Below are 22,027 nucleotides of genomic sequence, written 5' to 3'. Positions count from 1 at the left end.
GCAGCAGCATGCTGCGTGCTGCGTGCTGGCGCAAGCTTTCCTGTTACTTTCCTTGTATCGCGCGCGCTTTGCGCTACAGTGCTTTCATCACGCATTGGGGAGTCTCGCATGCCGCTGACACTGACCTTTACCGATACCGATGAATTGCTGATTGCCGCCTTGCACAAGCGTGCCCGCGCGCATGGACGCAGCATCGAGGACGAGCATCGCGACATCCTGCGCAGCGCCTTGCGGCCGCTGCCGAAGCGTCCGCTCGACGATATTCTGCGCGGCATGCCCGACGTGGGGCACGATGCGGATTTCGAGCGCCGCCCTTGAACCATGCCCGCCTACCTGGTCGATACGGATGTGATCGTTGCAGGGCGCAAGGGCGGCGCTGCACCGGCGGGCGTGCTCGATTTTTTTGAACGGGTGGCGCCGGAAATGCGCTATGTACCGGTGCAGGTGATTGCGCAACTGCGCGCAGGCATACAGCGGAGCTGGCGGCGCGAGGCGGCGCTGGAAGCACTGGCGCTGGAAGGCTGGCTGGAAGCCGTGCTGTCAGAATATGCGCCGCGGCTGCTGGAATTCGACCTCGATTGCGCGCTCGTGTGCGCGCGCCTGCATGCGCGCGGCCACGCGCACGGCGTCGATGGGCAGATCGCGGCGATGGGCATCGCCTATGGCTTGACGGTGGTCAGTGGCAGACTCGACAGTTTCGCGGCGCAGGGGCTGCGTCTGGAAAATCCGTTTAGTTGAGGCTTATTGCGGCTTGTTGTCTTCGTCCGCGAGCGGATCTTCAAACGGGTCGGCGGCGGGGATGGTGTATTTCTCTTCGGCCCAGGCGCCCAGGTCGATCTGCTTGCAGCGTTCCGAGCAGAAGGGGCGGTATTTGTTGGCTTCAGTCCATTCGACTTTGGCGGCACAGGTGGGGCAATTAACGACGGTCATGATGGGGTAAATAAGTAACAATTAAAAATTACAGAGCGTGAGCTCGAACGGAACATCTTCTTCCAGCGGCTTGGGTTTCAAGTCGCCGCCCTGGGTGGTAAAGCGCACCCACAGCATATATTTGTTGGCGGAAATTTCCGGGATGGCGCCGCTGTTTTCATCCAGGCTCAAGCGCAGCATCTGGTACACCTTGCCTTGCAGCATTTGCTGGTAGCTGCCGCCATTGGCGATCAGTTTAACGGGTCCGCCGGAATCGCGCAGCAGGCGCAATACGAGGGCCAGCGCGTCGAACAGGGGCGCCAGCGGGGCAAACCACGCGTGGATATCGGTCAGGCGCTGCTCGGAGCTGCGTTTTTGCCAGGCAAAGTAGGACGGCAAGTCGAATTCGCAGGCGCCGCCCGGAATGATGGTGCGGCCGCGGATGCTCATCAGCCATTCATTGTCGCGGATATTCTGGCCCGTCTTGCCTTGCGCCGCCACCAGGGCGCCGCTGACGCTGTCGAGTTCGCCCAAGATGGCATCGAGGGTTTCCGGTTCCACATTTGGATTGCTGCGGTAGCCGAGCAGGCTTTGGCGCTGGCGCTCGAGTTCCTGCAGCAGGTCGGACTTCAGGTCGGCGCGGCCGGCCACTTCGAGCATATCGAAAATAGTTGCCAAGGCAACATGATGCTGCATTGCATGCTCTTGCTGGATGAAGAACTTGAATTTGTCGTACAGGTCTTCCAGCCGCAACAAGGTACGTATGCGTTCGTTGAAAGGGTATTCGTAGACAATCAAAATAATTCCCTTAAGTAAGGACCTGCAAACAATCCCGTGATTTTGAACCAAGCGTCGACAAATTACAAACGTTGCGGCCCGATTCCGGCCATTCTTTTTGAAAATGCCAGATATAAATCGTGCAACTGGGCAATCTGCGGCGCCAGGGCGGCCAAATCGCCATTATTGTCGATCACATCGTCCGCCGCCGCCAGGCGCATGGCGCGCGTCGCCTGCGTGGCCATGATGGATTTGACTTGTTCTTCCGATAAGCCATTGCGCGCCATCACGCGCGACACTTGCAGGCTTTCCAGGCAATCGATGACGAGAACCCGGTTGACCCGCTCCACCCATCCGCCGGACTCGACGAGCAGGGGCACGGCAAAGATCACGTAGCTGCCTGTCGCTTCGGCGGCCGCCGCCAGGGTCGCCTGGCGGATGCGCGGATGCAGGATGGCTTCCAGTTTCGCCTTGGCGGCGGCATCGGAAAACACGAGGTTGCGCATTCTGGTGCGGTCGAGGGCGCCGCGCGCATCGGCGTAGTCGGGGCCAAATTCCGCCACCAGGGCTGGCATGGCTGCGCCATTTGGCGCCGTCAGGCTGTGCGCGATCTGGTCGGTATCGACGATGGAGGCGCCGTGCGCGGCGAACAGGTCGGCCACCGTGCTCTTGCCGCAACCGATGCCGCCGGTGAGACCCACGCTGAAATAAGGGACGTTTTGTCTTTGCATGTATTTATCCATAGGGGGCAGTGCTGCGCCGGTCAGCCAATCAGGCCTAGCGTGAGGCGGGACAGGGGCGTGCCGTACAGCAAGGCGATCAAGCCCGCCGCAGCCAGGTAGGGACCGAACGGAATCGGTTTGTCGCGCCCGCGCTTGGCAAACACGATCAGCCCGATGCCGACCACGGCGCCGACCAGCGATGACAATAAGATGATCGTCGGCAGCATCGTCCAGCCCAGCCACGCACCGAGCGCCGCCAGCAATTTGAAGTCACCATAGCCCATTCCCTCCTTGCCTGTCGCCAGCTTGAAGGCCCAGTACACGCTCCACAGGGCCAGGTAGCCGGCGGCCGCGCCGATGACGGCGTCTTGCAGGGGCACGAAGGTGCCATTGATATTGACCAGCAAACCGGCCCACAGCAGGGGGAAGGTGAGGTCGTCCGGCAGCATTTGCGTATCGGCGTCGATGAAGGTCATGGCGATCAGCAGCCAGGCAAACACGAGGGTGGCGAGACCCGTCCAGCCGCTGCCGAAGTGCCAGACCAGGAGGGCCGACAGGGCGCCCGTCAGCAGTTCGACCAGCGGATAGCGCACGGAGATCGGCGCTTGGCAGGCGCTGCATTTGCCGCGCAGCAGCAGGTAACTGATGACGGGGATGTTTTCCATGGCCGTGATGCGGTGGCCGCAAGCGGTGCAGTTCGAGTGCGGCAGCATCAGGTTGTAGCGGTCCGTGTGCGGCAAGGGCAAGCCGCTTTCTTCCGCCACGTAATTATCGGATTCGCGCTGCATCATTTTCGGCACGCGGTGGATCACCACGTTGAGGAAGCTGCCGACGATCAGGCCGAACAGGGCGGCGACGAGGGCGACGGGCAGGTTGCCGGGCGCGGCGAACAGCAGGGTATCTGGAGGCATTATCTTTATCGCCAATGTGGCGTGGGCAAGCACAGGTTTATGGCTCGCGACGCTGGCCATGGCGGGGCCGGTGTCGCGAGCCAGGAGAGTATAGTGTATCTGCCATCTTACGCTGGACGAGCATGTCGGCGGCGCGGTTGACTACTCTTTCGTGACGGCGGCGGCATGGCTTTCCTGTTCGCGCGGCCGCGGTTTTTGCTGTTCGACCAGCAGTGCCAGCAGTTTGTTGCGCATGGATTCCGAAAGCATTTTTTCCAGGTAGCGATGTACTACGGCCGCGACCGAAATCGCCGTTACGGTGGTCATGAAGATATAGCCCCATGAGTGCGTATGTGCTTCCATGTCCAGCTTGAGCATGGCCAGGCCGAAATAGTGATGGGTAATCGTATGGCTGAGGTACAGCGAGAAGGAAATCGAACCCAGCCACACCAGCCAGCGGGGGGCGGGGATCTTGACGGTCTTGCTGGCGATGGCCATGACGAGTACGGTCAATGCCAGCGGGCCACCCCATTTGCTAGGGCCGTGGAAATCCACTACGCGCGAGTAGCCGAGCCAGATGGTCAACGCGATGCTCAGTCCGAGTAGGTGATAGGCGATGGCGGGATTCCTGATCCTGGCCCAGTCCTGCAGGTACAACAATCCGATGGCGGCGCCTGCCAGGAACTCGAAAATAATCGGATTGCTCATCAAATTGAAATAGACAAAGGAATAAGACAGGTTTCTGGTGGCATCATAGGCTGACAAGGCCGGATTGTGCAGCATGGGAATCAGCAATACGGTGGCGATCATCCAGGCGAACAGCGCGAGCCAGCGCCATTGTTTGAAACAGAGCGAGGCGCAGAAGATGGCATAAAAATACATCTCGAATTCCAGGGTCCAGCCCAAGGGCAATGCCGCGCCAAAATAGGGAGGATTGTCGATAGTGACAGGAATGAAGAAGATGCTTTTTAAAAATAGAATGACATTGTCATAGGAACTGAAATATGCGGTGACGTCTTGCGTTGCCGCTATCCACCAGAAGGTGATGATGGCGTAGACTGGCCACACGCGCGCAAAGCGCTTGATGGCGAAGGTTTTGGCGTAGGCCAGGCTGCCATCCGAATTGCGCGTTGAATACGCCATGATGAAGCCGCTGATGATGAAGAACAGGTCGACGCCCATCGCGCCCGGCCTGAGTATTTCATCGGCCTTTTCCCAATTGGCCGTGTTGAGCATGAAGTAGCGGGCATGCGTCAGGACCACCAGAGTGGCAGCAATTCCCCTGAGCGCTTCAAGCCAGTCCAGTTTATTGTGATTTTTCATGAATTAAGACATGGCTCGTTCATTAACGGTGTGAGGTTGCGACGAAGTCTGACCCGGCAGGCAATACCTGTCAACGCGGTAATTTCTTTTTTCTGGCTAATGGGCGTTTTAAGGGAGGTGCTGGCTGTTGCCTAGATCACCGCGCCCAGCTTGAAAATCGGCAAATACAGGGCGATCACGAGCGAGCCGACGAGCACGCCCAGCACCACCATCAGCGCCGGCTCCAGCAGCGTGGAAAGGGTGGCCACCGTGGCGTCGATATCGGCCTCGATGATATCGGCCGCGCGCGACAGCATGGCGTCGAGCGCGCCCGATTCCTCGCCGATCAGGGCCAGCTGCGTCAGCAAGGGTGGAAATACGCCGCTGTGTTCCATGGCCAGGGCCAGGCTGCCGCCGGCGCGGATTTCGCGTTCGATGCGTGCCGTCGCTTCCTGGTACAGCGTGTGGCCGGAGGCGGCGCCCACCAGGCTGAGCGAGTCGAGCAGCGGCACGCCGGCGGCGAACATGGCAGCCAAGGTGCGCGTCCAGCGGGCGATTGCCGCCTTGCGCAGGAGGGGACCGAACACGGGCAGGCGCAAGGCCTGCAGTTGGATGTTGCGCCGCCACGCGGGATAGCGGCGCCAGGCCAGGTGCAGCAGCAGGCAGGCCAGCAGCAGCGCCGCCAGCAAGGCCAGCCAGTAGCGGACAACAAAGGCGGACAAGCCCATGACGACCAGGGTGGGCAGCGGCAAGGGCGCACCAAAGCTGTCGAAGACCTGGCGGAAAGCGGGGACGACCACGCTCATGATGATGGCCGTGACGACGATGGCGACGAGCACGATGACCAGCGGATACATCAGTGCGCCGCGCACCTGCCGCCGCAGGGCGATGGCCTTTTCCTCGTGCGTGGCCAGGCGCGCCAGCAAATCCTGCACGATGCCGGCCTGTTCGCCTGCCGCCAGCAGGTTGCAGTACAGCTCGTCAAACAGCAGCGGGAACTGGCGGAATGCCTGCTGCAGGCTGCTGCCCGCTTCGATGTCGTGGCGCAAGTCGCGCATCAGCTCCGTGATCGCAGGTTTGGCGTGCCCCTTGCCGGCGATATCGAAGGCGTGCAGCAGCGGCACGCCGGCGGCCATCATGGTCGACAACTGGCGCGTGAACAGGGCGATATCCTTGCGCGTGATGGCCTTGCCGGGCGCGGCGCGTTCCGCCTGCACCCGGGTGGCCAGGATACCCTCGCGTCTCAGCGCGACCTTGGCGGCGCTGGCGTCGGCAGCGCGCAAGACGCCATCGACCGCCCTGCCATGGCGGTCCGTGCCCTTCCACGCAAAGCGCCGCTCGGCCGCCATGTGCACCTCCTGCCGTCACGGTAGCAGGGCCGGGCAAAAGCACCAGCGGCGCTGGCGGCAAGCTTGATGTGGCTCAGCCTTTTGTGGTTTGCACTTCCGTCTGCACAACGGCCTGGGCCGTCACGTCGGCCGCATCCTCCTCGTCGCTGTCCGTGCCCTTGCTGATGCTTTCGCCATCGTCGCGGCGCAAGGTCCAGAAGGTGAGCGAGGACAGCACCGTCAGGGCCGCCAGGGTCAGGAAGGCATGGTGCAGGGCCGTGCTGAGCATGGCGCGGTCCGACTGCGGCATGTCGCCCAGGTACCAGCCCGTGATCAGGGAACCGAAGGCGAGGCCAAAGCTCATCGACAGTTGCTGCATCGAACTGGCGATGGTGCTGGCCATGCTGGAATCGGCCTTGTCGACATCGGCATACGCGATGGTGTTCATGCTGGAAAATTGCAGCGAATTGAAAAAGCCCATGCACAGGCTGATGGCGACGATCACGTACAGGGGCGTGCCCACGCCCACCAGCGAAAACATGGCGATGGTGACGCCGATCAGCACGGTGTTGACGATCAGTACCTGGCGGTAGCCGAAGCGGGCCAGCACGCGCGCGGAAATGAATTTCATGCCCATGGCGGCGGCGGCCGACGGCATCATCAGCAAGCCCGATTGCCAGGCGGGCAAGCCCAGGCCCAGCTGGTACAGCAGCGGCAGCAGGAAGGGCAGGCCGCCCACGCCCAGGCGCGTGACGAAGCCGCCCACCACGGAGACGCGGAAGGTGCGGATCTTGAACAGGGTCAGGCGCAGCAGCGGGTGCAGCACTTCGTTCGAATGCCAGACATACGCGGCCAGCAGGCTGATGGAAATGAACAGCAGCACGGCAAACGAGGTGCCATCGATGCGGTGTTCGCCGAAGATTTCCAGCAGCCACGACAGCAGCGCGATGCCCGTGCCGAACAGCACCAGGCCGATCAGGTCCAGCGGACGGGGCTTGTCGCCATAGTAATCGGGCATGTAGCGGTGCGCCAGGTACAGCGCCACCAGGCCGACAGGCACGTTGACGAAGAAAATCTCGCGCCACGACAGCCAGTGCACGATCAGCCCGCCCACCGTGGGCCCCAGCAGGGGACCGATCAGGGCGGGGATGATGACGAAATTCATGGCCGCCAGCAATTGCGACTTGGGAAAGGTGCGGATGATGGTGAGCCTGCCCACCGGCATCATCATGGCCGCGCCCACCCCTTGCAGCAGGCGCGCAGCCACCAGCATGGGCGCATTCACGGACAGGCCGCACAGGATGGAGGCGAGGGTAAAGATGGCGACAGCGGCGGAAAACACGCGCCGCGTGCCGAAACGGTCGGCCATCCAGCCGCTGATGGGAATGCACACGGCCAGGCTCAGGATGTAGCTGGTGACGACGGCCTTCAGGCTCAGCGGCGTCACGTTGAGGCTGGCGGCCATGGAAGGGATGGCGGTGTTGACGATGGTGGAGTCGAGTTGCTCCATGAACAGGGCGGTGGCGACCACCCAGGGAAGGTAGCTTTTGATCGGGGAACTGGTCATGGATACGAGCCTGAGGAGGAAAAACGGAGCCGACAGTACGGTGAATTGTCACATAAATGGCGCAGGCGTGCCGCCCGCGCCGTGCATTTTGGCAGCGTGCCGGTGGCAGAGTCCATGGAACATTTGTTCTATGGCAATAGACAGCGGGCAAGGCTAGCATGTGTTTTCTGGCAGTTCCGGCCTCTTTTCCTTGAAAGTCACATCACATGAAAAATGCACTTACGTTCCTCGTCCTGGGCGCGGCACTGTCCGCATGCGGTGGCGGCAGTGATGGCGGCGCGCCGGAAGCGCCCATCACGCCGCCTGTCGTCGTCACGCCCGCCGTCCCCCCCGCCGACAGCGTGACGGTGGCGTCCGCCGCCGTGGCCAGGGAGGCGGGATTGAGCGTCATTGCGGGCGCCAGCGCCGATGAAAGCGTGTATGACGTGGCTGCCGATATCGGCGACACCTGGCGCATCACGTTTGACCATGTCAAGAAAACCTACGCCATCCGCGTGCTGTCGACGCAGTTCGGCTTGAGTGACCGCAGCGGCACGTTTACCGCATCCAGCAGCGGCAATTTCACTATTTACACGGCAACGGATTTCAGCGTCGCCGTCGATGCGCGCACGCGTCTTCTGTCGGGCAATATCAAATTGGGTAATATGGTCTCGACCGTCAGCGGCACCGGCTATGCGGTGGGTGACGTGGCCAAACTGGCCGGCAGCTATATTTTCCTGGGCGCCATGCGCAATGCCTCGAACGGCGGTGACCGTTTCAATCCGAAAGGCAGTCTCAAGATCTCCGCCGACGGCGCGGCCCAGCTGTGCAATGGCGGCGTGTTCAGTGCGCAAGGCGTGTGCTCTGCGGTATCGCCGCAGCTGGAAGCGGAAAACGCCAGCCTGACCCTGGTCAAGGATGCGAAGAACGGCTTGATCGTCGCCCGCCAGGGTGGCCAGGACTTCGGCATTGTGCACGTGCATGCGGGGGACCGGGGGCTGGCGCTGTTCATCGACCGCTACAGCCGCAACCAGGAAAACGTGCTGCGCGTGGGTACCATCGTGGCCGCCAGACAGCAAAAGATCGGCACGGAAATCAACGGCAGCTACGCCTGTGCGGCGCAGGGCATCAGCGCCAAGATCGAGGTTGCCGGCAGCACCGCCACCCTGACGAATGACACGACCGGCAAGACGCATGCGGAAACCATCACCGTCAACAGGCTGGGCCTGGGCGCGCAGGCCGTCGATTTCGATGGCATCGCCGTGCTCAAGGACCCGGCCGACGTGCCGGCCGACTATTCGATGTTCATGCCGGTGTCGTCGAGCATGGCGGTCGAGTTTTCGACCGACCGCTCGTACATGGGCATGTGTCTGAAAAAATAGCCGCTAGCGTTTGAGGTCATCCAGTGCAGCCAGCAGCGGCATGGCGGCATCGGCGATGCGATCCAGGCTGGCCTCGCGCAGGGCGGCGGTGTCCACCGTGTGGCCGGAGTCCAGCCCCGCCCAGCGCAGCAGCGCCGAACATGCGGCGGGTGTGTCGAACATGCCGTGCAAATAGCTGCCGAGGATTTGACCGTCGCCCGACACGGCCCCTTCCGGCCGCCCATCGATGACAAAGGCCGGCTGTGCCAGCGCCGCGCCATGCGAGACACCCATGTGGATTTCATAGCCTGCCACGGGCGCATCGGCCGCGCCGGCAAACGCGCAGCGGCCGCGCACCTGTTCCAGCCGCTTGTCGCTTGTCAGCTCCGTCACCATGTCGAGCAGGCCCAGTGCCTTTGACTCTCCCGCCGCGCCTTCCACACCCAGCGGATCGCACACGCTTTGTCCCAGCATCTGGAAGCCGCCGCAGATGCCGAGCACCTTGCCGCCATAGCGCAGGTGTTTCGCCAGGTAGGCGGGCCAGCCTTGCTGCCGCAGCCAGGCCAGGTCGCCACGCGTGTTCTTGCTGCCCGGCAGGATCACCAGGTCGGCCGCCGGAATCGGCTGCCCATGCTGGACGAATTGCAGGTCGATATCGGGGTGGACGCGCAGCGCGTCAAAGTCCGTGTGGTTGCTGATGCGCGGCAGTTGCGGCACCACCACCTTGAAGGCGCCGCGTTCCGCCTGCATCGCTTCGACGGCGTCTTCCGCATCGAGGAACAGGCCTTGCAGGTAGGGCAGCACGGCCAGCACGGGCTTGCCCGTCTGCTGTTCCAGCCATTCGATGCCGGGCGTGAGCAGTGAAATGTCGCCGCGGAAGCGGTTGATGACGAAGCCGATGATGCGTGCCCGTTCGCTGTCGGACAGGCAGGCCAGGGTGCCGATGATGTGGGCGAAGACGCCGCCCCGGTCGATGTCGGCCACCAGGATCACGGGGCAGTCGACGGCTTCCGCAAAGCCCATGTTGGCGATGTCGCGCGCGCGCAGGTTGACTTCGGCGGGGCTGCCCGCGCCTTCGACGACGACGGTGTCGTATTGCTGGCGCAAGCGCGTGTAGGATTCCAGCACGGCGCCCATGGCGATGGTTTTATATTGCTGGTAGTCGCGCGCATCCATTTCGGCGCGCACTTTGCCGTGGATGATCACTTGCGCGCCCGTGTTCGATGACGGTTTCAAGAGCACCGGGTTCATGTCCGTGTGCGGCGCGATGCCGCAGGCCAGCGCCTGCAGGGCTTGCGCACGGCCGATCTCGCCGCCGTCGCTGGTCACGGCGCTGTTCAAGGCCATGTTTTGCGGCTTGAACGGGGCCACCGTCACGCCACGGCGTTTCAATAATCGGCACAGGGCCGCGACGACGGTGCTCTTGCCCGCGTCGGACGTCGTGCCCTGCACCATCAGGGCGGGGAAGGGACTCTTCATGCCTGCTGCTCTTTCTGATTCTCCTGCCATTGCGCGATGATGTCGCTGATCTGGCGCAATCCCTGCGTGATGGCGGCCGGACCGGGAGAAAGTATGTCGGGCGATTTGATCTCGAACAGCATGTCATTGCGTACTGCGGGAATCGCATCCCAGCCCGGACGTGCCGTCAGCTGCGCCGGCTGGAACTTCTTGCCGCACCAGGTGGCGATGATGATGTCGGGAGCGCGCCTCACCACGGTCAAAGGATCGGCGATGATGCGCTCTTTTGCACCCGGATGCGCGGACAACTCCGGGAAGGGGTCCGTGCCGCCGGCGATGCCGATCAATTCGGCCGCCCAGCCGATGCCGCTCATCAGGGGATCGTTCCACTCTTCAAAGTAGATCACGGGCTTGCGTGTCCAGGCGGCGGCGCGGGCCCGGGCGGCGGCGATGTCCGCGCGCAGGCTGGCGATCAGTGCGCGTCCCGCTTCCTCGCGCCGCACCAGTGCGGCCAGCACGGCGATCATGCGCAGGATGCCTTCCACCGTGCGCTGGTTAAACTGGTGCACTTCGATGCCGGCCTTGACCAGGTCGCGGCAGATATCGGCCTGCATGTCGCAAAAACCGATCACGAGGTCGGGCTGGACGGCCAGGATGCGCTCCAGGCTCGAGGAGGAAAAGCCGCTGATTTTGGTTTTTTCCTCGCGCGCTCGTGGTGGACGCACGGTAAAGCCGGAGATGCCCGCGATGACGTCTTCCGCGCCCAGCGCGTACAGTGTCTCCACGGCTTCCGTCGACAGGCACGCGATGCGCTGGTAGTGGCTCATTGAGCCGCCTTGCTGGTGCGGCGCTGGCGGGCCGCTTCCAGCTGTTCGCACATGGCGGCCGTGCCTTCGATCATGCGCGGGCCGGCGCGGTTCAGCAGGTCGCCATTCAGGCGGAACAGGTTATTCCGGCGCACGGCCGTCATCGACGGGAAGGCGCGCCACATGGCCAGGCCGCCTTCGCTGCGCGGATCGCTTTTTTCGCTGGTGCCGAAGATGACTTCCGGATCTTCCTGCAGCACGCCTTCCGGCGTGACGACGGGTGCCACCACCTTCATCGCGGCAAAGACATTCTGGCCGCCGCACACGCGCATGGAATCGCTGATGATGCTCGCGCCGCTCAAGGTATACAAGGGTTTGTCCCACACCTGGTAAAACACGCGCACTGGCGGGCGCTGCGCATACCGGGCCGTCAGGCTGGCCAGTTTGGCGCGCAGCTGCGCGGCGGCCGGTTTGGCGGTTTTTTCCGTGCCCATTAATTGCCCCAGGCGCTCCATGCTGTCGGGGATATCGGCCAGCTTGCGCGGTTCGCTGTGATAGATCGGCACCTTCAGCTGGCGCAGCATGGCGATCTGGCGCTCGGCGCTGCCATGCATCCACACGACGATCAGGTCCGGCTTCATGGCGATGATGCGCTCCATGTCGTACTGGCGGTTGTCGCCCACTTGCGTGATCTTCTTTGCCGCTTCCGGGTAGTCGCTATAGCTGACGACACCGGCAATCTTCTCGCCGCCGCCGGCTGCGAACAGCAGTTCCGTCACGTGCGGCGCCAGCGCCAGGATGCGCTGTGCCGGTCTTTCCACGGTGACGGTATTCCCGTCATCGTCGCGCACGGTGATGGCGGCATGCGCCTGCAGCGAAACCAGTCCAGCCAGCAGCAGCGATATTTTCAGGATTTTCATGTGTGCTTCCATGCGGTGAGGGCCTGCTGCAGGCGCAGCCAGGCGTGTTCGTCGGGGGGCAGGCCCAGGCGGATGCCGTGGGCCGCGTGGCGGAACAGGCGTACCCAGATGCCTGATTCTGCCATGTGCTGCCAGAACGCTTCGGCGCGCGTGTCCGGCCACCATTGAAACAGCGCCGTGCCGCTGCTGGCGATGCCGTGCGCGGCCAATAGCTGTTGCAAACGGGCGCCTTCGCCGCGCAGACGCTCGCGCATCGCTTCCTGCCAGTGCGTGTCGTTCAAGGCGGCCAGTGCCACTTGCTGCGCCGGGCCGCTGACGGTCCACGGGCCCAGCATATCGGCCAGTTGTACCAGTAGTGCGGGATGGGCGGCGACAAAGCCCAGGCGCAGTCCCGCCAGGCCAAAGAATTTGCCCACCGAGCGCAGCACGATCAGGCCAGGCTGGCCCGAATGCGGCCCCAGGCTGGCGTGCGTTTCCGTGTCGCCAAACGCTTCATCGACCACCAGCCAGCCGCCGCGCGCGGCCAATTTGCCAGCCCATTCCAGCAGCAGTGCGGGGGAGATACGTTCGCCCGTGGGATTGTTCGGGTTGCAGATGACCAGCACGTCGCAGTGGTCGACGGCATCGGCCAGTTGCGCATATGGCACTTGGTGTAATGCGTGGCCGTGCTGGCGCCAGTGGTGCGCATGTTCCGCATATGACGGCGCGGCCACCACCACGCGCGACGGTGCGCGTAGCCGGGGCAGGACCTGGATGGCGGCCTGCGTGCCGGCAACCGGCAGCATGGCGGGTGCGTTGTAATACGCGCAGGCGGCAGCGGCCAGCGCGGGATCGGCTTCCGGCAGCCGGTGCCAGGCGTTGGCGCTGGGTGCCGGCGCTGCATACCAGTGCGGATTGATGCCGGTCGACAGGTCTATCCAGTCGGCGATGGGCCGTCCATATTCGCGCGCGGCGTCGCGCAGGTTGCCGCCATGTTCAAGCAAGGTATTTCCCCTTCAGGTAGAACAGGCCCGCCAGCAGCGCCACCCAGATCAGCCACAACACGGCCGTCTCGGCCACCAGGCGCCAGGCGCGGTCGATGTCGCGCGCTTCGGCGGGACGGCCGGCGCCCAGCGGCGGGCGGCGTTCCAGTTCGCCATCGTAGATGGCGTCGCCGCCGAGGGCCAGGCCCAGGGCGCCGGCGCCGCTTGCCATCACGGGACCCGCGTTCGGACTGCCCCAGTTTGGGGCCTGCGTGCGCCAGCACTGCCAGGCGCGCTTCTTGTCCGCCATGCTCTTGCCCAGCAATACATAGGATAGGGCCGTCAGGCGCGCCGGCAGATAATTGAGGATGTCGTCGATGCGCGCGGCGCAGCAGCCGAACCAGTCGTAGCGTTCGTTGCGGTAGCCCCACATGGCGTCGAGGGTATTGGCCAGCCTGAATAGGACTGCGCCGGGGCCGCCCGCCACGGCAAACCAGAACAGGGTGCCGAAGACGGCATCGTTGCCGTTTTCCAGCAAGGATTCCGTGCTGGCCTTGGCCAGGCTGGCCGCATCGGCGTCTGCCGTGTCGCGGCTGACGATGCGCGCCGTCAGCAGGCGCGCATTGTCCATGTCATCGATGAGCAGGGCATCGGCAATCGGTTGATTGTGGTCGCGCAGGCTGCGCAGGCCCAGACATAGATACAGCAGGAAGACGTGGAGGGCGGCACCCGCCAAGCCGCACAACCAGTAGGCGGCATAGCTGATGGGCAGCACGGCCAGCCACCATGCCAGCATGCCGCGCATAAAACGTGCGCGTCCCCGGTTCAGCAGGCGTTCCAGTGTGCTGGCGATGCGGCCAAAGCCGACCAGCGGATGCCAGCGGCGCGTTTCTCCCAGCAGCATGTCGAGCAGCACGCCGGCCGTCATCAAGGCGGCCAGCATGGGCAGCGACAAGCCGCTCAGCATGGGCCGCCTTTCAGGTACAGCGGCAGGCCGGCGGCGACAAAGACAGCCTTGTCGCACACGGCCGCCACGGCCTGGTTCAAGCGGCCCGCCTCGTCGGTGAAGCAGCGCGAGATGGCGCCATACGGCACGATGCCCATGCCCACTTCGTTTGATACGAGAACGAGGTCGCAGTCGGTGTCGCCGATTTCGGCCAGCGCATACAGCAGGTGCGCGCGCTCGCTGTGGAACAGTTCAGGCAGGATGATATCGCCCACGTCCGGATACGTCTCGCCGCTGGAAAACATCAGATTCGTCAGCCACAGGGTCAGGCAGTCGACCAGCAGCAGACGGCCGGACCGTGCTTCCCGCAGGATGGCATCGCCCAGGCGCAGCGGTTCTTCCAGGGTTGTCCACTCGGCCGGGCGCTGTGCGCGGTGATGCCTGACGCGCGTGGCCATTTCAGCATCGCCCGCCTGCGCGGTGGCGAGGTAGATCACTTCCTTGCAGGACTCGCGGGCCAGCATTTCCGCATGGGCGCTCTTGCCGGAGCGGGCGCCGCCGAAGACCAGGGTGCGCGTCATGGCGCTGTTACCACTCGGTGCCGATTTGTGCGCCGATACCGGCCGCATAAGCATGCTTGACGACGGCCATTTCGGTGACGGTGTCGGCGATCGCGATCAGTTCGTCCGGTGCGCCGCGGCCCGTGATGACCACGTGCTGCATCTGCGGACGTTCCAGCAGATCGGCGATGATCTTGTGTACGTCGAGGTAGTTGTACTTGAGGGCGATATTGAGTTCGTCGAACAGCACCAGGCCATAGCTGGGGTCGGCCAGGAAGGTCTTCGCCTGCTCCCATGCCAGTTCGGCCTTTTCGATGTCGCGCTCGCGGTTCTGCGTTTCCCAGGTATAGCCTTCGCCCATCGCATGAAAACTGATTTCATCGGGGAAGCGGCGCAGGAATTTTTCTTCGCCCGTCGACATGGCGCCCTTGATGAACTGCACCACGCCTACCTTCATGCCGTGGCCCATGGCGCGGATGGCCATGCCGAAGCCGCTCGAGCTCTTGCCCTTGCCGTTGCCCGTGTTGACGATGATGATGCCGATTTCCTTGTCGGCCTTGGCGATGGCCGCGTCGATGATGGCCTTTTTTCGCTCCATGCGTACGCGGTGGCGTTCGTTGATTGCGGCTGTTTCTACGTCGCTAGGTTTGTTGTCGCTCATGTCTGATCCTCTTTCGGTATGAATATCTTGCGTTTGCCGTGATCGATGATCTCGATCGGGTGGCCCAGGTAGTCGCTCAGGATGGATGCCTGCATCACATCGGCCACGGGACCGGCCAGCCAGCCGCCGTCGCCCATCAGCAGCAGCACATGGGTCGAGACGCTGTGCGCCAGGTTCAGGTCATGCCCCACCATCACCACGGTTTTATTCTGTTCGCGGCACAGTTTTGACAGCAGGCCCATGACGCTGACCTGGTGCGCCAGGTCCAGCGCATTGGCCGGTTCGTCCAGCAGCAGCAAGGGCGTATCCTGCGCCAGCATGGCGGCAATCGCCACGCGCTGGCGCTCGCCTCCGGACAGGCTGCGCACGTCGCGTTCGGCCAGGTGCTCCACTTCCATCGAGGCCAACGCCGCCAGGGCGATGCGCTGGTCGTCGCTGCCTTCCCAGTAATGGTTGTCGTGGTACGGGTGGCGCGCCGACAGCACCGTTTCGATGACGCGGTAAGAGAACGCGTCGTGGCGCGCCTGCGCCAGGAAAGCCCGTTCGCGCGCCAGTTCGTCGAGCGGCCAGTCGATCAGGGCGCGGCCCTGTATCGTCACGTGGCCAGTATCCGGTTCGCGCAAGCCGGCCAGGGTGCGCAGCAAGGTGCTCTTGCCCGCGCCATTGCGGCCGATCACGCTCCAGCATTCGCCATCCCTGATGTGCCAGATGAGGTTTTCCAGCAGGGAGCGCGTGCCTGCTTTCAGGCCGAGTTGGTAGGTGCGGATCATGTTCGGCGCAAGCGGTGCAATTGGTACAGGAAGACGGGCGCGCCGATCATGGCTGTCACCACGCCGACGGGCAGCTGCAATGGCGCCAGCACGGTGCGCGCCAAGGTATCGGCCAATACGAGGAAGGTGCCGCCGGCCAGCGCGGCGGCGGGAATCAACAGGCGATGATCGGGACCGCAGGCAAAGCGCAGCGCATGCGGCACGATCAGGCCCACAAAACCCACGCTGCCGGCGCTGGTGACGGCGCTGGCCGTGAGCAGGCCGGAGCAGAAGAACAGGCCCTTGCGCAGGGCGCCCACGCGTACGCCCAGGGTGCTGGCCGCTTCCGCGTGCAGCGCCATGACGTTCAGCGAACGCGCGCAGCGCAGCGCGAAGACCATGGCGCCGGCCAGAACCAGCCACGGCATCAGCCGCGCGGGCGCGCCAGACAGGTCGCCTATCATCCAGAACACCATGCTGCGCAAGCGGCTTTCCGGGGCGATGGAGAGCATCAGGGTAACGATGGCCATGCAGGCCGAAGCCAGTATCACGCCCGTCAGCAGCAAGAGCGAGGCGCCGCCTTCGGCGGCCGTGCCGCCGCGCAGGTCACGGCGGGCAAAAAAATACAGCAGCATGGACACGCCGACGGCACCTGCAAAGGCGGCCGCGTCGACCACCCACAGCGCGCACATGAACAGCAGCGCGGCCAGCGCGCCGACGGAAGCGCCGGCGGAAATGCCCAGTACATACGGGTCCGCCAGGGGATTGCGCAGCAGCGCCTGCATCATGACGCCGGCCAGCGACAACGCCGCGCCGGTGACAAACGCGGTCAGCGCGCGGCCCAGGCGCAGGTCGAGCAGGGTGGCGGCGAGGGTATCGGTCTTGCCCTGCACGACATGGAACAGGGCGGAAGGCAGGTCGGCGAGCGGGATCGCGATCGAACCGATCATGCCGGAGAAAATCAGGCTGGCAACCGCGCACACGATCAGCACCGTGAGGATCACGGTGGCGCGGTGGCGCATGTTGCGGAAAAATGGGTGCATGCATACCTTTAAAACGGGGACCACAGAACTGCACTGCGGGCGATGACGGATAGCGCCACCGCCCGCAGCTTACATCATGTTTTATTTCATGCCGTAGCGTACGCCAACGAAGAGGTTCGAACCTGGCGTCGCATAGAAACGGCCCAGTTCATAGTCTTTATTGGTGATGTTGTTCCAGCGAGCCAGCACCGACCAGTCGCGTGCGAATTGGTAGGTGGTGTACAGGTTCAGCAAGCCATAGCCGCCGAGGGTGGTTTTGTTGGCGGTATCTTCAAAACGCTTGCCCGACAATTGCCACTCCGTACCAGCGGTCAAAGGACCGGTCGTGTAATCGACGGCGAAATTGGCGTGCTTTTTCGCGCGGCGTGTCAATTGTTTGTCCATCGATTCATTGCGCGGATCTTGCAGGTCGATATTGCCACTGACGTTGAAGGCGCCGAACTTGTGTCCACCAGCCAGCGTCACGCCTTCGAGCACGGCTTTGTCGACATTCATGCTGCAGCCATAGCCTGGTTTCCAGCCAATGACTGGACACGCCGATACGTAGTTGATCAAATCGGTAATCTTGTTATGGTAGTAGATCGCGCTCAGTTGCGACTGGCCGTCGTTGTAATGCAAGCCGATTTCAGCGTTGCGGCCCTTTTCTGGTTTGTTCGTGGGGAGGCCGGAATCAGGGTAGTAAAGATCGTTGAAGGTCGGGGCGCGGAAACTGGTGCCATAACTGGCGTTGGCGCGCAAGGCATTGTTGAAACGATAGCCATAGGCGACGCTACCCGTGTTGTGCGTGCCAAACGCCGAGCTGTCGTCGCGACGGCCGCTGATGCTGGCCAGGTGAGCGCCGCGTACCAGGTTGTACGATGCTGCGAACGATTTTGTATTGCGTCCGCCGGACAGGCCTTTGGCGGAGCTCACGACATCTTCGTCACGGTATTCACCCAGCAATTGCAAGTTGTCGCGGCCAATGAGAATATCGTTTTGCCAGCTGATGTCCGTTTGCTTGGTGTCGAACTGGCTTCTGCCGAAGGCGCCAACTGCGGAAACAGAGGTTTGTTTGTCCTTGGCTTGTGCGTAGCGCAGTTCGCTGGTCCAGTTCGGCAAGAACTGGTTCTTCGTGAAGACCGAGATGTTTTCCAGCTTATTGTGATTGCGTGCGTCGAAGTTCAAGCCCGAATCGTACTGCGCATCCAGTTTGCTGTTCAGGAAAGTCAGGCCGACATCATGGCCTTTGGCCATCTGGTAGCCAAACTGGCCACTGACGCTTTCCTTGTCGTAGCCGTCTTTGTCCGGATTGTAGGTGTACGTCGAGGCGCCCAGTTTGGAGGCGGAAAAGCCATCCGATTTTTCCTTGCCCGCGGTCAGCGCGTAGCTGAAGCTGTTGTTGCCACCGGTAGAGCCGGCAACGCTGGCTTCTGCCTGGCGCGTGTTGTAGCGGCCGTAGCCAGCGAAGGTGGAGAAGCGCGTCGCGCCATCGCCTTTCTTGGTAAAGATCTGGATCACGCCGCCGACGGCATCGGCACCATACATGGTGCTCAGAGGACCGTAGACGATTTCAACGTGGTCGATGCTCGACAGGGGCAGGGCGCTCCAGTTGGCAGCGCCCGATGTGGCGGAACCAATGCGTACGCCGTCGACCAGCACGATATTCTGGTTGCTGTTCGCGCCGCGAATGAATACGCTCGAATTGGTGCCTGGGCCGCCACTGCGATTGACTTCAATGCCGCGCTGCTTTTGCAGCAGGTCGATCAGCGTACCGGCGCCCGAGCGTGCGATGTCTTCCGAGCTGATGGTCTGCGTATCGCTCAACACTTCGCTCAGGTGTTGCGGGTAGCGGCTGGCGGTGACGACGACGGGATCAAATGTATCTGGCGTGGTCTGGGCGAAAGCGGCAGGCGCGGCAATGGCTAGCGCGAGCGACGTGAGCGCCGCGTGGCGGGAAACAGCATGGGTCATGATAATTTTCAGTAAGTAATATGCAACCAGCCGACGTCCCCGTAGGCCAGATTGAACAGAAGTGGGAACTGAAGATGACGATCGAAGATGGCCATGGGCCATTCGGATCGCGAACATCCCCGTTCGCACACTTCCACCTGTCCTGGCCGGTATCCGGGCTGGCAAGTAGGGCTATCCCACCTTCCCATGCTCGATGATTGCAAGCACAGTGGTTGTCAGAGATAGCTTGTCGCCCGCTTCCTGTAGAGAGGGGCGACACTTGCTTACCGTTGCGGGGGCAGCACACGTTCGCCGCAGTCGCGGCATCGTGTTTCCCGTTTAACTGCGCTCATGGACATGAGCGCGGGCACCAAAACCCCGCCATTATACGTGCAGCAGGCGTGGACTGAAATGGCTGGCTGGGCGATTCGATATCAGAAATCGACGACGACCGTCGCACCATAGGCGATTTTATGGGCGGAATGGGCGGCCAGCAGGGCGGTTTCTTCCAATGGCAGCCGGGCTTGCAGTGCCGACAGCAGGCGGATGGTGCCCGCATGGCAGATGATGACGACCGTTTCGTGTTGTTCGCGCAACAGATCGCCTAAAAACGCATCGACGCGGGCAGCCATCGCCAGCACATTCTCGCCCCCGCCGGGGCGGTACCAGGCCAGGTCGGCCGCCCAGGCATCGATTTCCGCGCGCGCAATCGCGTGCCAGGGCTGCATTTCCCATGCTCCGAAATCCATCTCCGCCAGCCGCGCGTCAAGGCGCAGGGCGCTGGCAGGCAGGTCTTGCGCCAATGCCGCCGCCAGGCCGGCGCAGCGGCGCAGCGGACTGGAATAGAGCGGCACGCCGGCTGGCAAAGTCGCTCGCAGGCTGGCGCGCACCGTGGCCAGTTCGTGCGGCGCCACCACCACGTCGCTGCGGCCATAGCAGGTGCCGCTGGTTACCTGCGGCGTGGGGTGGCGAACGAGGATCAGGCGCATGCTTGTTTAATAGAAGCGCAGGGGAGGCTGGAAGCTGGAGAGGATGGCCAGATAGACCGCCACTTCCGCCACTTGCTGCACTGCGCCCAGGCAGTCGCCCGTGTAGCCTTGCAGGCGGCGCTGGCACTTGCGGCCCAGCCAGAATGCAGCCGCGGCCACCGCCACGACGGCGAAGACCAGCGTGGCCCAGTAAAAGATTCCCAGGGTGCCGCACACGACGACCGGCAGCAGGCCGCAGATGGCTGCGATGAGGAACTCAGCGGTACTCATCTCCTGCGCCATCGGCTTGGCCTTGCCTTCGTCGCGCGCATAGTCCATGAACCGGATCAGCGAAACGGCCGCCAGGCGCGAAAGCGGGTGGGCGATGAACAGTGTCGCCACGACGATGTGTGGCGGCAGCGAGGCCAGCGCCGTGCATTTGATGGCCAGCAGACAGACGATGCCGATGGCGCCATACGCGCCGATGCGCGAATCCTTCATGATTTCCAGCACACGCTCGCGCGTCAAGCCGCCGCCAAAGCCGTCGCACATGTCGGCGAAACCGTCTTCATGGAAGGCGCCCGTCAGATAGATGCCGGCAGCGACGGCCAGCAGCACGGCTACCGTCGACGGCAGGAGCCAGCTGGCCAGCAGATACACGGCGCCACTGATGGCCGCCACGACCACGCCGACTAGCGGGAAGTAGCGCGAGGCATGCTGCAGCCAGGCCGGCTCGAAACCCACCCAGCGGGGGATGGGCAGGCGCGTGAAAAACTGCAGCGCGATGAAGAAGAGGCGGCACTGATGGACTGCGGCGGTGACGGGATTGGCCATGGTCTTAATCTGGCGTGGATTTTTCGCTGACCTGAGCCGAGGCAAACGTCGCCATCTCGCGCATGAAATTGACGGCTGCGTGCAGCAGCGGCAAGGCCAGCGCCGAACCCGTCCCTTCACCCAGGCGCAAATCGAGGTGCAGCAGCGGACGCGCACCCAGGCTGGCCAGCAGCTGGCGATGACCGTTTTCATCGGAGCAGTGCGAAAACACGCAGTAATCGAGGATGGCCGGCTGCAGACGGGCCGCCACCAGCAGGGCGCCGCTGACGATGAATCCATCGATCAGCAGAATCATGCGCCGTTCGGCCGCCTTGAGCATGGCGCCGGCCATCATGGCGATTTCGAAGCCGCCGAAGGTGGCCAGCGCGTCGAGCGGCGTGGTGACTGCCGCATGATGGGCGACGGCCGCTTCGATGACCTGCTGTTTGTGCAAGATGCCTTCCTTCGACAGGCCGGTGCCGGCGCCCACGCAATCGGCGACCGGTGTTTGCGTCAGCTTGTGCATCAAGGCAGCGGCAGCGGTGGTGTTGCCGATGCCCATTTCGCCAAAGCCCAACACATTGCCGTCCAATGCGGAGACCAGGTCCATCCCCGCCTGCATGGCGGCCAAGCATTGTTGCTCGCTCATGGCGGGTTCCTTGGCGAAGTTGCGGGTGCCGGGACCCTGCTTGCAGTCAAGCAAGCCGTTGCGCGGTCCGAAGTCGTGGTTCACGCCGGCGTCTACTATATAGAGGGCGCAATCTGCCTGGCGGGCGAAAACGTTGATGGCGGCGCCGTTGCCGAGGAAATTCTCCACCATTTGCCAGGTCACGCTTTGTGGATAGGCGGAAATGCCTTCGGCGACGACCCCATGGTCAGCCGCAAAAACGATGATGGCCGGCTGGTGCAATGCCAGCTGCGTGCTTTGCTGGATCAGGCCAATCTGGCGGGCCAGGGTTTCCAGCATGCCGAGGCTGCCCAGCGGCTTGGTCTTGCTGTTGATGGCATGTTCGAGTGCGCTGGACAGGGCGGAATTGGCGGTGGAGCAGATGTGTGGGATAGGCATGGGAATCTATATGGATGAGGCAAGGTATGGTCGGCGCTACGATATCACACAGCAATATTTGCCCAGCTGCAAAATAGCGCTTGCGGGGCTTGCGGGGCAAGGCTATAATTCGCCCCCTCGCTGAACGACGCATGCAAATGCTGAGTGCGGTGAGAAAAAGAAGGAGTTGACGGACGTAGCAAATTGCTTCATACTCTTCCTTCTTCGCAGCTGACAAACACAACGCTTTGTCGATAGCGCGAAAGCAGTAACCGAATACAGTTCTTTAACAATTAACAGTCGATAAGTGTGGGCATTTGATGTAAGTGCAG

Annotated in this window: 23 protein-coding genes and 1 riboswitch; of the genes, 3 read left to right on the top strand and 20 right to left on the bottom strand. The window is 62.9% G+C overall.

From position 1 onward, the window contains the following. Positions 1-108: 108 nt before the first annotated feature. Together CSQ92_RS24160 and CSQ92_RS24155 are read left to right on the top strand one after the other, a co-directional pair. Positions 109-318: a FitA-like ribbon-helix-helix domain-containing protein gene (locus CSQ92_RS24160; RefSeq protein ID WP_034784992.1), complete on the top strand. Its 210-nt coding sequence runs from the start codon at positions 109-111 to the stop codon at positions 316-318. Positions 319-321: 3 nt separating this feature from the next. After that, positions 322-738 (top strand): VapC toxin family PIN domain ribonuclease, encoded by a 417-nt coding sequence (locus CSQ92_RS24155; RefSeq protein ID WP_099395627.1) that lies wholly within the window; start codon positions 322-324, stop codon positions 736-738. 3 nt (positions 739-741) lie between these two features. Here the strand turns inward: CSQ92_RS24155 and yacG are convergent, their stop codons facing one another. From yacG to CSQ92_RS24120, 7 genes are all read right to left on the bottom strand, one after another. Further along, positions 742-933: a DNA gyrase inhibitor YacG gene (gene yacG, locus CSQ92_RS24150; protein WP_034785391.1), complete on the bottom strand. Its 192-nt coding sequence runs from the start codon at positions 931-933 to the stop codon at positions 742-744. 18 nt (positions 934-951) lie between these two features. Further along, a complete protein-coding gene (zapD, locus tag CSQ92_RS24145; RefSeq protein ID WP_034748811.1) occupies positions 952-1,707 on the bottom strand; it encodes a cell division protein ZapD in 756 nt (251 codons plus the stop codon). Between the two features lie 62 nt (positions 1,708-1,769). Then, positions 1,770-2,417 carry a dephospho-CoA kinase gene (gene coaE / locus CSQ92_RS24140; RefSeq protein ID WP_099395626.1) on the bottom strand — a complete coding sequence of 216 codons (648 nt, stop codon included), beginning with the start codon at positions 2,415-2,417 and terminating at the stop codon, positions 1,770-1,772. A 32-nt stretch (positions 2,418-2,449) separates the two neighbouring features. Beyond that, positions 2,450-3,319: a prepilin peptidase gene (locus CSQ92_RS24135; RefSeq protein ID WP_099395625.1), complete on the bottom strand. Its 870-nt coding sequence runs from the start codon at positions 3,317-3,319 to the stop codon at positions 2,450-2,452. Between the two features lie 141 nt (positions 3,320-3,460). Beyond that, on the bottom strand, positions 3,461-4,621 hold the full coding sequence (locus tag CSQ92_RS24130; RefSeq protein WP_099395624.1) for an acyltransferase family protein: 1,161 nt from the start codon (positions 4,619-4,621) through the stop codon (positions 3,461-3,463). Between the two features lie 131 nt (positions 4,622-4,752). Then, positions 4,753-5,949: a type II secretion system F family protein gene (locus CSQ92_RS24125; RefSeq protein WP_099395623.1), complete on the bottom strand. Its 1,197-nt coding sequence runs from the start codon at positions 5,947-5,949 to the stop codon at positions 4,753-4,755. Positions 5,950-6,022: 73 nt separating this feature from the next. Further along, positions 6,023-7,495 carry a DHA2 family efflux MFS transporter permease subunit gene (locus tag CSQ92_RS24120; protein WP_257219340.1) on the bottom strand — a complete coding sequence of 491 codons (1,473 nt, stop codon included), beginning with the start codon at positions 7,493-7,495 and terminating at the stop codon, positions 6,023-6,025. Between the two features lie 206 nt (positions 7,496-7,701). Here CSQ92_RS24120 and CSQ92_RS24115 point away from each other — a divergent pair, with 206 nt between their 5' ends. After that, the gene (locus tag CSQ92_RS24115) at positions 7,702-8,856 is read left to right on the top strand and encodes a hypothetical protein (RefSeq protein WP_099395622.1); all 1,155 of its coding nucleotides are present in this window, start codon (positions 7,702-7,704) and stop codon (positions 8,854-8,856) included. A 3-nt stretch (positions 8,857-8,859) separates the two neighbouring features. Here the strand turns inward: CSQ92_RS24115 and CSQ92_RS24110 are convergent, their stop codons facing one another. The 13 genes from CSQ92_RS24110 to cobT all read right to left on the bottom strand — a co-directional run bounded on the left by CSQ92_RS24110 (position 8,860) and on the right by cobT (position 21,716). After that, complete coding sequence (locus CSQ92_RS24110) at positions 8,860-10,314, bottom strand: cobyric acid synthase (RefSeq protein WP_099395621.1); 1,455 nt, start codon at positions 10,312-10,314, stop codon at positions 8,860-8,862. Continuing rightward, positions 10,311-11,120: an ABC transporter substrate-binding protein gene (locus CSQ92_RS24105; protein WP_099395620.1), complete on the bottom strand. Its 810-nt coding sequence runs from the start codon at positions 11,118-11,120 to the stop codon at positions 10,311-10,313. The genes CSQ92_RS24110 and CSQ92_RS24105 overlap by 4 nt, the downstream gene beginning before the upstream one ends. Beyond that, entirely contained in the window at positions 11,117-12,019 is a 903-nt protein-coding gene (locus tag CSQ92_RS24100) for a cobalamin-binding protein (RefSeq protein ID WP_099395619.1), read from the bottom strand. The genes CSQ92_RS24105 and CSQ92_RS24100 overlap by 4 nt, the downstream gene beginning before the upstream one ends. Then, the gene (cobD, locus tag CSQ92_RS24095; protein WP_099395618.1) at positions 12,016-13,002 is read right to left on the bottom strand and encodes a threonine-phosphate decarboxylase CobD; all 987 of its coding nucleotides are present in this window, start codon (positions 13,000-13,002) and stop codon (positions 12,016-12,018) included. Before cobD ends, CSQ92_RS24100 begins: the two co-directional genes overlap by 4 nt. Beyond that, the gene (cbiB, locus tag CSQ92_RS24090; RefSeq protein WP_099395617.1) at positions 12,995-13,948 is read right to left on the bottom strand and encodes an adenosylcobinamide-phosphate synthase CbiB; all 954 of its coding nucleotides are present in this window, start codon (positions 13,946-13,948) and stop codon (positions 12,995-12,997) included. Before cbiB ends, cobD begins: the two co-directional genes overlap by 8 nt. Next, positions 13,942-14,508, bottom strand: a complete 567-nt coding sequence (cobU, locus tag CSQ92_RS24085) for a bifunctional adenosylcobinamide kinase/adenosylcobinamide-phosphate guanylyltransferase (protein WP_099395616.1) — start codon at positions 14,506-14,508, stop codon at positions 13,942-13,944. Before cobU ends, cbiB begins: the two co-directional genes overlap by 7 nt. A gap of 7 nt (positions 14,509-14,515) precedes the next feature. Further along, complete coding sequence (cobO, locus tag CSQ92_RS24080; protein WP_092613026.1) at positions 14,516-15,148, bottom strand: cob(I)yrinic acid a,c-diamide adenosyltransferase; 633 nt, start codon at positions 15,146-15,148, stop codon at positions 14,516-14,518. Next, on the bottom strand, positions 15,145-15,918 hold the full coding sequence (locus tag CSQ92_RS24075) for an ABC transporter ATP-binding protein (RefSeq protein ID WP_099395615.1): 774 nt from the start codon (positions 15,916-15,918) through the stop codon (positions 15,145-15,147). The genes cobO and CSQ92_RS24075 overlap by 4 nt, the downstream gene beginning before the upstream one ends. Then, complete coding sequence (locus tag CSQ92_RS24070) at positions 15,915-16,940, bottom strand: FecCD family ABC transporter permease (RefSeq protein WP_034785028.1); 1,026 nt, start codon at positions 16,938-16,940, stop codon at positions 15,915-15,917. Before CSQ92_RS24070 ends, CSQ92_RS24075 begins: the two co-directional genes overlap by 4 nt. 81 nt (positions 16,941-17,021) lie before the next feature. Next, complete coding sequence (locus tag CSQ92_RS24065; RefSeq protein ID WP_306532437.1) at positions 17,022-19,007, bottom strand: TonB-dependent receptor domain-containing protein; 1,986 nt, start codon at positions 19,005-19,007, stop codon at positions 17,022-17,024. A 10-nt stretch (positions 19,008-19,017) separates the two neighbouring features. After that, positions 19,018-19,259: riboswitch (cobalamin riboswitch) on the bottom strand. Positions 19,260-19,303: 44 nt separating this feature from the next. Then, a complete protein-coding gene (locus CSQ92_RS24060) occupies positions 19,304-19,858 on the bottom strand; it encodes a histidine phosphatase family protein (RefSeq protein ID WP_099395613.1) in 555 nt (184 codons plus the stop codon). Between the two features lie 6 nt (positions 19,859-19,864). Continuing rightward, positions 19,865-20,671, bottom strand: coding sequence for an adenosylcobinamide-GDP ribazoletransferase (locus tag CSQ92_RS24055; protein WP_099395612.1), 807 nt, complete (start codon positions 20,669-20,671; stop codon positions 19,865-19,867). Positions 20,672-20,675: 4 nt separating this feature from the next. Further along, a complete protein-coding gene (gene cobT / locus CSQ92_RS24050; protein WP_099395611.1) occupies positions 20,676-21,716 on the bottom strand; it encodes a nicotinate-nucleotide--dimethylbenzimidazole phosphoribosyltransferase in 1,041 nt (346 codons plus the stop codon). Positions 21,717-22,027 lie beyond the last annotated feature (311 nt).

The organism is Janthinobacterium sp. BJB446 (assembly GCF_002735655.1).
Classification (GTDB): domain Bacteria; phylum Pseudomonadota; class Gammaproteobacteria; order Burkholderiales; family Burkholderiaceae_D; genus Janthinobacterium; species Janthinobacterium lividum.
The sequence above is the reverse complement of the archived record's forward strand: the minus strand, read 5'-3'. Positions and strand labels throughout refer to the sequence as shown.